Origin of the sequence: Rheinheimera sp., from assembly GCF_030824435.1 — a bacterium.
Classification (GTDB): Bacteria; Pseudomonadota; Gammaproteobacteria; order Enterobacterales; family Alteromonadaceae; genus Pararheinheimera.
The window spans coordinates 1-11,717 of record NZ_JAVBXS010000089.1 but is presented as its reverse complement, the minus strand read 5'-3'; the positions used below and the strand labels follow the sequence as shown (position 1 = coordinate 11,717).

7 protein-coding genes are annotated in these 11,717 nt (G+C 47.7%); all 7 read right to left on the bottom strand.

The genetic code is table 11. The features are described 5' to 3' along the window. Window positions 1-153: 153 nt before the first annotated feature. Window positions 154-3,717, bottom strand: a complete 3,564-nt coding sequence (locus RCH83_RS15055) for a M1 family aminopeptidase (protein WP_306523579.1) — start codon at window positions 3,715-3,717, stop codon at window positions 154-156. Between the two features lie 10 nt (window positions 3,718-3,727). After that, window positions 3,728-4,609 (bottom strand): ABC transporter ATP-binding protein, encoded by an 882-nt coding sequence (locus RCH83_RS15050; protein ID WP_306523577.1) that lies wholly within the window; start codon window positions 4,607-4,609, stop codon window positions 3,728-3,730. A gap of 149 nt (window positions 4,610-4,758) precedes the next feature. After that, a complete protein-coding gene (locus tag RCH83_RS15045; RefSeq protein WP_306523575.1) occupies window positions 4,759-5,439 on the bottom strand; it encodes a Fe2+-dependent dioxygenase in 681 nt (226 codons plus the stop codon). A gap of 149 nt (window positions 5,440-5,588) precedes the next feature. Next, window positions 5,589-7,883, bottom strand: coding sequence for a catecholate siderophore receptor Fiu (locus tag RCH83_RS15040; RefSeq protein WP_306523573.1), 2,295 nt, complete (start codon window positions 7,881-7,883; stop codon window positions 5,589-5,591). Between the two features lie 167 nt (window positions 7,884-8,050). Further along, on the bottom strand, window positions 8,051-8,800 hold the full coding sequence (locus RCH83_RS15035; RefSeq protein ID WP_306523571.1) for a transporter substrate-binding domain-containing protein: 750 nt from the start codon (window positions 8,798-8,800) through the stop codon (window positions 8,051-8,053). 10 nt (window positions 8,801-8,810) lie between these two features. Continuing rightward, window positions 8,811-10,925 carry a methyl-accepting chemotaxis protein gene (locus RCH83_RS15030; RefSeq protein WP_306523569.1) on the bottom strand — a complete coding sequence of 705 codons (2,115 nt, stop codon included), beginning with the start codon at window positions 10,923-10,925 and terminating at the stop codon, window positions 8,811-8,813. A 47-nt stretch (window positions 10,926-10,972) separates the two neighbouring features. Further along, window positions 10,973-11,659 (bottom strand): TorF family putative porin, encoded by a 687-nt coding sequence (locus RCH83_RS15025; RefSeq protein WP_306523567.1) that lies wholly within the window; start codon window positions 11,657-11,659, stop codon window positions 10,973-10,975. Window positions 11,660-11,717: the final 58 nt, after the last annotated feature.

The window sequence follows — 11,717 nt, the reverse complement described above, 5'->3', positions numbered from 1 at the left end:
GGCTGAGCTGGAAGCCGCAAATATGGCAAAACCAAAATAAGCGGCACTTGCTGCTACCCTGCTGGTTTTTGCCTGCGGATTTGTTTGTTTTTTATTAATAATAAAAACCCGCCAGCTGGCGGGTTTTTAATTTAACGGTTTATTTTTAGTAACTTACATCTTGCGAATATTGTCGGCTGCATCCCGGTCAATCAGCTTCATTAACGGATCTACAGCGACATAAACAGCAGCTGTACCTGCTGGCACAGTCAGCTCAATCTGGTTTGTACCTGATTGCAACTGATGCGCCTGAAAATACAACTGGGTTGGCTCTTTCGAGAAGTCATCCGGATCTTCGGTATAAACCCCAATATCAATAGCTTCAGATAACACAACTGTGCTTTCTTTGCCTTTGCCATCGGCGGTTAGTTTGGCAGCGTCTATTGTCAGTGTCAGTTTCAGCTGACCATCCGGCAATTGTTGCTGTTTGATATCTTTGAGCCGCAGATCATAAAGGGTGATATTCACAAATAAATCATCAATAAAAGCCTGTTCCACCGCCGGCAATCCTGCTTTTAAATGGCGCAGTAAATCCAGCGTAGTCGGATAAGGGTTTTGTTTGTACTGGAACTCCTGCAAAAATGCCTGCAGTTTTTTATCAAGCTGGGCCGCCCCAAGGCGGTTTTTCAGTGCCATCATCACCAAAGAGCCTTTGCGGTAATGAATGTATCCCTGACCTTCAGCACGTAATAACGGCATTTCTTCCACACGTTCTGAACCCCGCTCGCGCAGGTAACGGTCCAGTTCATATTTTAAAAATTTACGCAGTTTGACCGGGCCATATTTGTTTTCCATCACCCGAAGCGCACTGTATTGCGCCAGCGTTTCCGGGATCACAGCACTGCCCTGTACATTGGCAGTACCGACCTGATGACCCCACCATTGATGTGCCATTTCATGGGCGGTCACGTAATAAGGCATGTCCAGCTCTTCTTTATTACGCAAATCGGCAATAAAACCTATTTGTTCAGAATAAGGCACTGTATTGGCAAAAGACTGGGCAAAACGGCGATACCCCGGAAATTCGATGATACGCATTTGCTGATGCTGATAAGGGCCAAAAGCCTGGTTAAAATAATCCAGCGAATCCCGCATCGATTCCATCATACGCTCTACGTTCCAGTGGTGTGCACCGTGGTAATACACTTCCAGCGCAACCCCTTTGTAACTTTGTTTTTTCACGTCCAGCCGAGCCGAAAGAAAGGAATAAAAGTTAAACATCGGTTTATCCATTTGATAATGGAAATAACGCCTGTTGCCCTCTTGCCATTCTTTTTGCAAATAACCTGGTGCTATCGCAATTTGATCAGCAGAGGTGGACACTGTGGTTTCAAACTGAATAAAGTCTTCACCCCGACCAAAACCACTTTCGGTGTAACGGCTTTGATCTTCCAGTTTATGAGCACGTTGTACCGGCGCTAAATCACGTTTGGCGCGTTCGTGCCGTTCCTGCAGCTCGTAACCATTCTGATAACCAAAACCCGGCAATAACTCGTTGTTATTAATAAAGGTACCGTTTTCTACCAGCACCACATCAATATCATTGTCTTTAAAACCCGGATTGCTGCGCAGCAGTTCAATATCAACGTCCACAGTAGCGCCAGGCGCCAACGGCGTGGCAAAAGTTAACCAGGCAATATTAAATTTGCGGTCGACTTCACCCAGCGTAGCTCCTGGTACTTTGATACTGAATTCACGGGTATTTTCCGGCAGATGCACCAACATTTTGGTCAGAGGCCGGTCAAATTTATTGCGCATTTGTTGTTTAATACGGGCTTTGATTTGTCGCTCTGCCGGATAAATATCAACATCTGCTTTGACTGTGGTGGCCACCAGAATAGGGTCGTCAGCATATTGTTTAAAGGCTTTTTCATAATCGGCCTGAATATCCATGCGCTGCTCTGCTGTCAGAAACTGGTTTAATACTCTGGTGTTGTAATAAATCCAGCTGCCGCTACCGGCAAACAACATCAGCGCCAGCGTGATAACCACCAGTCCCTGCGTACCCACCTGATAACGGAATAACGCAGCACGGTTTTTCAGACTTTGCGCCGGGCCTCGTTGATAAAAACCGTAACCCAACACAAAAAATACCAGCACCAGAGCCCCCCAGTACAACATGTACCAGCTATGACTTTCCAGCGTCCAGCCAAAACGGTTTAAATCAGAAAATGGCGCATTTGGCGACTGGCCATACTGGAACATTTTGTGGCTGAATCCCCAGGCATCCATCACCAGGGTGGAAATGAAATACACCACAAACACCAGCATACCGACATACTTATTCGGGCTCAGTGTCTGGATCATAAAAGCCAGCACCACCAGCATCATAAAAGGCAGCAGATTAAAATAACCCAACCTGACCAGATACTGCACCGGATCCAGCTCCGTCATGCCACTCAATAACTGATAACAGACTGTTGTGACTGCAAAAGACAAAAAGAGCGAGGCCATCAACAACCAGACTGCCACTAACTTGGAGCTGAAATACACCATATTGGGCACCGGCAGGCTGTCGGTGATATCGCCAATACCGGCACTGCGTTCACGCCACACCACTTCAGCACAATAATAAGTTGCAATAATAATAAACAGCAGACCAGTAGCGTCCACTATCATGGCCACCATCGCCTGTGTCAGTGGCCAGTCTGGTGTGCCATATAAACCTTCGGATTCCACCATAGGCACCACCAGGTTAAATATGCAGAGTAGTCCCAGAATGATAAAAGGCGGACTAAAAAACACCTGACGCATTTCAAAACGGGTGCGCAACCAAAACTGTTGCCATAACGAAGGTTGTTGCGCTTTTGTTTGCAATACAGACAACGGATATTCAGTTGCACTGGCAGAGTGTTTGGATTTTTTCTCTTTGGCTTTGGCACTGAGTTTTAACTCACCAAACAAACCACCAAAACATAACAGCACCACAACACCAACACTGACCCAGATCAGTCTGTTATATAACAGCACACCGGAGAAACTCATGATCAGGTTGTTTTTTTCGCTGATGGTCCAATAACGCGCTACATCGGCAAAGGTACGTAAACCAAAAGGATCAAGCAAAGCAGCCAGAGTACGGTATTGGGGTTCACGGGTGAAATTGCCGGAAATCAGATACAACATAAACACCGCCACCACCACCAGATACAAAGCCATCATGGAGCGGAATTTATTGGCGATGGCAAAAAACAATGCCGACAACACAAACAAAGTGGGCACAGAAAACATCAGAAAGGCCGACAGATAATAACTCAGCACTGTAGGCCCGAATCTTTCTTGGTCAACCCAGGGCATTAAAGAGCCAATCAGAGTACCCAAAGGCACAAAAGCAAACACCAAAAGCACCACAACATAAGCGCCGATAAAACGACCCAGCTGATATTGCCATGGCGTTAAAGGTTTGGAATACACCAACTCTTCCATCTGACAACTGTGGTTGCGGGTGGCACTGTTACCCACAAAGTTCACCACCAGAAACATCGCAAACAGCGACATCACCAACATGGTTTGTGCCACGGCAAAAGGCCCGTTGCCCCAAACTTCCCCACCACCGCCAATTTGCACAGATTCAGAAGAAGCGGCAAAAAAGGTCATCAGGAAAAACAATAACGAAGTGACATAAAAAGAAGGTTGGCGCAGGTAATAACGCCATTCAAAACGGATAATTTGCCAGAGCATAGATAATTCCTCAGGCAGATTGCCGTTGACGGGACTGGAACAAAGTCGAGAAATACACATCTTCCAGACCGGCCGGTGTAGCACTAAAACCCTGAGGGGCCTCACTGGCAAACACATTCAGTACAGTGCGGCCGGCAAACAAACGTTTCGAAATCACCGGCAGTTGTTGCTCCAGCTCCACAGCTTCGGTTTGCGACACTGTTTTGCTCCAGATTTGGCCTTGCAGCTCATTCACCAGCTTTAATGGCTCGCCTTGTAATAAAATTTTGCCGCCAGCCAGCACCGCCATTTGCGGGCAGAGTTCAGCCACATCATCCACAATGTGGGTGGACAAAATAATGACTTTTTCTTCACCCAGACTCACCAGCAGATTATGAAATCTGTTGCGTTCTTCCGGATCCAAACCAGCAGTTGGTTCGTCAACAATCAATAGTTTCGGGTCACCAAGCAGCGCCTGGGCTATACCAAAACGCTGGCGCATCCCCCCGGAAAAACTGCTGACGGCTTTGTCTTTGTGCTGATATAAATTCACATGGGCCAATAAAGCCAACACTGTTTCCAAACGGGACTTTTTATCATTCAGACCTTTGAGCACAGCCAGATGATCCAATAGATCTACAGCGCTGATCCTTGGATACACCTGAAAATCCTGCGGCAGATAACCCAAAGTACGGCGTAGTGCCTTTGGATCTTTCAACACATCAATACCATCAAACTCTATGCTGCCGCTGTCGGCGGACTGTAAGGTGGCAATAGTGCGCATCAGGCTGGATTTACCGGCGCCATTTGGCCCCAATAAACCGTACATACCTTTAGGGATGGCCAAAGTGACGTCCGACAAGGCTTTGACGCCGTTGTGATAAGTTTTGGATAACTGATTGATGTTTAACATGCTTCTTCCTGGCTGTTTAAAAAAACTACCTTGAGCATGCCAGAGCACAACCAGATCACCAAGCCTAAATGTTTACAATTTGTGTCAGTTTTTAACCTTGTGATGATACATAACTGCAAAGACGCTGTATCCACCGGGGCTTTGCAAGGTTACAACTCGCTCCATTGGCGCAGCAAATTATGGTAATGACCGGTGAGCCCCAAAACTTCGGCACTGTCGCCAAGCTGAGCCCGCAACGCCTGGATATGGCCATCCAGCTCAAATAACATCGACCTTTGTAAATCGGTTTTCACCATACTTTGGGTCCAGAAAAAACTGCAAACCCGCTCACCACGGGTGACAGGCAATACCTGATGCAAGCTGGTAGACGGATACAAAATTAAATCACCGGCCGGTAATTTCACTTCATGGGCGCCGTAACTGTCCATCACCTGTAATTCGCCGCCGTCGTATTCATCCGGCTCAGATAAAAACAAAGTGCTGGATAGATCCGTTCTTAAACTTAAAGTGCTGCCTGGCAGAATGCGGATGGCACCATCCACATGCAAACCATAATGTTCGCCACCGGCATAACTGTTAAACAAAGGTGGCACAGTGCGGTACGGCAAAGCAGCGGTCAAAAACTGTGGATGCTGATATAACTTTTGCAGAATATATTCACCCAGTTTTAGCGCCAGCGGGCTGTCCACCGGCAACTGACGGTTTTGTTTAACCAAAGCACCTTGTGGCCCGACAGTGGCGCGGCCGTCTGTCCAGCTGGCATCTGCCAATACACGCCGGATTTCAGCCACTTCGTTTTTATCCAGCACCTTTTCAATATGTAACATCATTTACTGAACCCCTTTTGCCTGACCGAATACCACGGCAGCCCCAATAACAAAGGCCTTAGTTTAGCTAAGGCCTGTGGTTTAAAACCTGATCTGGCACAATGTTGCGATTTATTCTCATTTGAGTCAAACCGCTTGCCAGCTGCTCAGCTTTAGAAAGCGACGTTGACACCCAGTTTGGCTGATCGTGGTGTGCCCTGATGGTAACGTGACCCCCCATTGTTAAGGCTAGCTACGTATTCTTCATCCAGCAGGTTGTACAGGTTTAGCTGCACTGTCACTGTCGGGTTTATTTCATAAGCGGCCATAGCGTCCATCACCCAATAATCAGGCACTGTCACCACAGAGGCTGTTGCCGGGTTAATAGCCGCATTGTTAGAACGTGCTACTGAATCCATATAACGGGCGCCACCACCAAAACTCAGCTTCTCAAGCTTGTAGTTGGCCCACAAAGTGAAAGTGGTTTTTGGTGTCCACTGAATAGCTGCACCATGAGTTGGTGACGTACTGTAAAGTGAACCGCGGGTAATTTTCGGGTCAAGCAAAGCTAAACCTGCGCTCAGCTCCAGGTTATCAAGCGGCATACCGACCAGGCCAAACTCGGCACCTTTAACGGTTTTTTCACCGACAGGCACATAAGTGTTGACGTCATCACGCACCAGCTCGTTTTTATTAACACTTTCAAACACAGCGGCAGTGGCAAACAACTTCTGATTTAACAGGTTCCATTTGGTCCCCAGCTCCAGGTTAATGCCTTTTTGTGGTTCCAGCGCCGGGTTGTTCTGGTTGGTGGCGGCGTTGCTCAGCTGGAAGCTGGTGCCGCCAGGTGGTAACTGTGAAGTGGCGTAACTTAAATACACTGAACCGTCAGCCGTTGGTTTGTAGTTCAGACCCACTTTGTAACTCAGCAGGTTGTCTGAAGCACGTTCATGAGTCCCCACTTTGGTGCCAACCGGAATAGTTTGAGGGGTAGCTGTGCCCTGAATGCTGATATTGTCGGTGGTGGTGTTGTAATGTTCTGCACGTACACCTGCACTCAGTTGCCATTGTGGGGCAATATCAATAGTGTCCAACACATAAATGGCAGCAGTGTCGGTCGAGCCTTCAGCCTTGGCGCCTGTCAGTACCAGCGGTGTAAACACATCAGAGGCCGATGGGTTATACAGGTTGGCCGCAACCTGGCTGGAGCCTGTTGGCATCGCTTTTGTGTAATTGAGCTGACTTTCGTAGCTAAATTCCACACCTGAAGCCAAAGTATGTTGCAAACCGGCCAGATTCAATTTGGCGGTCAGGTTCGACTGATTAATTAAAATCTGGTTTTTCTGATCTTTGCCCTGACGTGAACGTGACACTGTCCAGGTGGATGGGTCATTTTTAGTGGCTGCAGGGAAAGCCAACGCATTCACGCCGGTCAATTCATAATCCTGGGTCGACACACCATAACGTGATGTATTGGTTAAAGTCACATTGTCGCTAAAGTCATGCTCAAGGCGTAACGTCAGCATATTGGCCATTACGTGATCAAAATCACTTTTGCTGCCGTAGAAGTTGCGGCGATCAACAGGTGCAATCACAGGGCCGTTATTTTGTGGGAAAGCCGCTACATAAGTGCTGCTGTAAAAACCTTCCAGACCTGCAGTTGGTAAACCACCGTCCTGAATATTGTCTTGTTGCATATGCAGCAGGTTCAGCGTGGTGCGTGTGTTGGTATTTAAACCAAAAGCCAAAGAAGTGGCGATACCTGTGCTGTTGTTTTCCACCACATCACGGTTTGGCACACCACTGTCCTGACGCAGCAAATTCACCCGAATGGCCGCATTTTCAATATTCAGGCTGCGGTTGACATCAGCTGTCAGCCTTTTATGAGAACCAGAACCGACCACGGCACTGCCGCTGGTGAAATCTTCCAGGCCAGCCATTTTTGTGCCCATATTCACGTAACCCGATGATGTGCTGCGGCCGTTGTCTACACCAGCCGGGCCTTTGGCAATTTCCACCTGATCTGTGTTAAACACATCGCGGCTGATAGTGCCTAAATCACGAATACCGTCCACATAAATACTGCCCTGAGTGTCAAAACCACGCATAAAAATAGAGTCGCCGGTCGCGGTATTGCCGTTTTCACCCATCAGCATGGTAATGCCAGGCGTATTGCGTAATGTGTCGCTTAACGTAGTTGCGGCCTGTTGTTTAAACAGCTCTTTTTTCACCACAACCAGGGTTTGTGGGGTATCAACTAATTTTTGCGTTTGTTTTGGTGAACTGGCTTTTTCGGCGATAAATTCAGCTTCAATGGCATCAGCAGTCACTTTTACTTCCTGCAATTGACCGCTGTTTTTTGTGGGCTCAGCATCGGCCATTACCACTGCAGGTAATGCTAATAACAATGCTGATGCAATGGCAGAACCTGCGCCCGTTTTGTGTTTTTTTGCCTGAATATACGCCATGATTTTTCCCTTAATTGACAGATGTAGTGAGGCAGCTTGTTGTGGCTGCAAAAACTGCCGGCATACTATCGATAATCATTCGCATTTGCAAATGATTTTCATTTGTAGTCAAGCTGGAGATACAAAACAGCCTGCGCAAAGGCACGGCTGTTGAGCTAATAACAAGGTTATTTCAGGCTGGGAGAGAAAAAACGGGTTTTATACAGGCGGACTTTCTGGTTGATTTTCTTCATTAATTCAACATTTTGCGGAGTGTTTTTCAGCACAAGATGCAAACTTTTATGTTCTTTCAGGCTTTGACTAAACTGCAGACTGTCTGCTGCCTTGCGCTTGATTTGTCCATCATATTGCAACAGGTACTGTAATACCCTGTTGTCTATCACAGCGGTATCCAGCTCGCCGTTCAGCACTTTTAACACATTGTCACGATCACTTTGACTGATCAGCGGTTTTAGCTCCCCAGTAGCTATCAGCGCGTCCAGTTTCACCATATTCAGATAATCCTGCACCACACCAAAACGCAAAGTCGACAGTTGCCGCACATCGGTTAATAACAAAGGGTTGTCACGTTGTTCTATCAGGCCAAGCTCACTATAACCAATAGCCACGCTCAGCAGATAATCAGGATCGGTCAACGGATACTCCGGAAAATAACCAAGATGCCCTTCTTTACCGTGGCGCACCTTGGCCACAGCGGCAGGCCAGGGTAAAAAATCCACCTGCAGCTGATAACCCAACTCGGTCAGCAAGGTACGCAGCAATAAGGTCACCTCTCCCTGACCTTCGAGATCGGCACCGGTATAAGGTGGCCATTCCAGACTGGTCAACTTCAGCAAAGGCGCTGGCTTTGCTGAAGTTGGTTCCTCGTCGGCAGCCGCCATAAACACAGCGAACAATAACAACAACCCCCACTTCATCAGCTGCGCCTCAACTGCGTAACTTGGCTAATTGTTGATCAATAGCAGCAGTGATTTGTTCTATCGCCTGACTGATATCGAGGTTATTGCCTGACAATGCACTAAGCTCGCGGGTTGCATCATCAATAGCTGTGATATTACGATTAATTTCCTCACTGACCTGATTTTGCTGCTCAGCAGCAGCGGCCACCTGAAAAGCGTTATCCGCAATGGCTGATATACCACTGGTGGCGTTTGACAACTGCTCATAAGAACTTTCAGCTTCCAATAAAGTGTTGCTGACTTTGCCTGTATTGGCGGTGATTTGACTGACGGTGGTGGCCACCTGTTGTTGCAGCGCATAAATCAGCTTTTTAATCTCATCAGTAGAGCTGTGAGTGCGGGCCGCCAGAGAGCGCACTTCATCAGCCACCACAGCAAAACCGCGGCCTTGCTCACCAGCGCGGGCGGCTTCAATAGCGGCGTTTAATGCCAATAAATTGGTTTGTTCGGCAATGGCCTGTATCACTTCAATAATGCCGTTAATTTGTTGGCTGCTATGCGACACGTTTTCCACCGCCAATCTGGTTTGTTCAAACTCCCCCGCTACGGTTTTAAAAGCACCCACTGTGGTTTGAAACAGCTGATTGGCCTGTGTCAGCGCCGCCAGCGAACTTTGCGCCCCCTCAGCGGTGCGCCCGGCCAAACTTGCCACTTCATGGGCAGTTGCTGTCATTTCATGCATGGCTGAAGCTACATTCTGCACTTCTGACGCCTGCACCTTGGTGGCCTGATTAGTCTGGCTACTCAAACCTACCAGTTGCTGGCATTGTTGCTGCAATGCCCCTGAAGATTGTTTCAGTGCCAGAATCATCGCTCTGAGTTTGGCGGTAAAAGCATTAAAACCCTGCGCCATATCCCGCAGTTCCACATCTTTACTGATGGCGAGTTCACGGGTTAAATCTCCTTCCGAGCCTGCCAGTTCTTTCATCAACTGACTCATATTCACAATAGGTTGGGTGGCAGATTTTAACCAGACTGCGGTCAGAAGCACAAAACCAACCAACAACAACAACCCAAGCAACATCATCCGGCTGGTGGTGGCAGCAGCATCAGCCGCCAATTGTTCAGCCAACTGATTAGCCACACTTAAGGCAACAGCTTTAGGCACTGCCACCACCACCTGCCAATCGGCATTGGCCGCTTCCACCTGCAGTTTGCGGCTGATCACAAAATCCTGCTGATAACTGGAAAGTTTGTCGCTATTGGCCGCCAAATGTGTGCTGAACTCTGCATCAAGCTCTGGCAGCGCTTGCCCCAGTTTGTCCGGATAACTGTTACTGGCCAGTAATAAACCGTATTTACTCAGCAAAAACAGTTTTGCTTTGCCGCCATACAGCTGCTGCGCTTGTTTTTGCAATAAAGTTTGTAACACCGGCAGGTTCATATCCACTCCGGCAACACCACGGAATTCACCACCAGTCAGCACCGGATACACCAGAGACGTTAATAACACCGAATTACCAGGTGTGATTTCCCACAAATAAGGTTCCATCAGACAAGGTTTTTTCTGATCGCGGCTACACAAATACCATTCAGCTTCACGGATGCCGTGTTTATTCTTGGTTTCGACATATTTCACTGCCGGATCAGGCACCTGCACAAATTTCACGCCGTCCTGTTCACGCACCCAATACACTTCCAGCGTGCCTTTATTAGAACTGTGCGACTGGGCGGCACTAAAATTAGCGTCGGCATTGTCATAACCATTCACTTCAAACTGGCCATACAAAGCACTGACACCACTGTTGGCTTTTAACAATTCACCAGCCATGGCCTGCACCTGCTCACGCTGATAAGGCACCTGACTACCACCGTGCGCAGTGGCGCCTAAAATCGACGCATAATATTTGGCCAGGTCAAAATTGCGGTTAATTAAAGCTTCGGTTTCAAAGGCAATACCACTGGCTGCTTCACTCAAGGTTTGTTCGGCCTGGGTTTGCATCGAACTGCTTAACAAAGCCACTGCTGAGGCGTTATTACGGCTCATCGAATACCAGCCAACACCAGTCATCACGCCAATACTGATGGCAATAAACAGTGCCACACCGGACGTTAACTTAAATCTTAACGAATCAAATTGCATAACTGCCTCTTGTTAAAACGCTTATTTTCTTTGCCATCAATCAAAAGTTACCAGGAAAAGGTTTTTGCGACCGACAATGACAGCTTGGCATCACCATAAAATGGCAACGAATAATCGGTGTCGTCAAAAGCCAGAGTCCAGTTCAGCCCTTGCCAGCTCGCCAGATAAGCAATACGCCAATGATGATAAGTACCGTCATTGTCACGCATAAATTTGTCAGTTTGAGTGGAGGTGGAGCGATCGACCGTCAGCAATAAATTGCCATTTTCATGCAGTGGAATGGTTTGAAATAACGCAACTATATAGTGCCCGCCGCCGGCACCAAAATAATCGGACGCATACCAATAACCAAGCTTGGTATTTTGGTAGGACAACTTGACATAAGCTTCCGGGAAGTTAAAAGCTTCACTATTAGCGCTTTCGCTACCGTGATAAGTGTATTGCGCCACCCCAACGTCCAGCAGCCAGTCAGGGTTCAGCTGGGTCCAATAACCAATAGTGCCATCAAACTCCAGCTCTGTGCCTGGCGAAAACTTCACATTAGACGCCCAAAGCCCGGCATACCAGCCATCACCACTACTCCAGTCGAGGCTGGGTTGCAAGGCAGGATCATGATTTGTCAGCGTAATGCCGTTAAATAAGTAGTTACTGGTAAGTACAACGGTGGAGCTTACATCAGCACTGCAGGGCGCTGCCAACAAAACGCAGCAACAGCATAAAACAACTTTTTGCATGGTGACCTCAAAAGGAGATGGCAGTGAATACTGCAACTAAAAAAACAACCTTGTTTTT

Coding starts and splice junctions, on each gene's coding strand:
- RCH83_RS15055 (WP_306523579.1), bottom strand. CDS start 3,717: ATGCTCTGGCAAATTATCCGTTTTGAATGGCGTTATTACCTGCGCCAA.
- RCH83_RS15050 (WP_306523577.1), bottom strand. CDS start 4,609: ATGTTAAACATCAATCAGTTATCCAAAACTTATCACAACGGCGTCAAA.
- RCH83_RS15045 (WP_306523575.1), bottom strand. CDS start 5,439: ATGATGTTACATATTGAAAAGGTGCTGGATAAAAACGAAGTGGCTGAA.
- RCH83_RS15040 (WP_306523573.1), bottom strand. CDS start 7,883: ATGGCGTATATTCAGGCAAAAAAACACAAAACGGGCGCAGGTTCTGCC.
- RCH83_RS15035 (WP_306523571.1), bottom strand. CDS start 8,800: ATGAAGTGGGGGTTGTTGTTATTGTTCGCTGTGTTTATGGCGGCTGCC.
- RCH83_RS15030 (WP_306523569.1), bottom strand. CDS start 10,925: ATGCAATTTGATTCGTTAAGATTTAAGTTAACGTCCGGTGTGGCACTG.
- RCH83_RS15025 (WP_306523567.1), bottom strand. CDS start 11,659: ATGCAAAAAGTTGTTTTATGCTGTTGCTGCGTTTTGTTGGCAGCGCCC.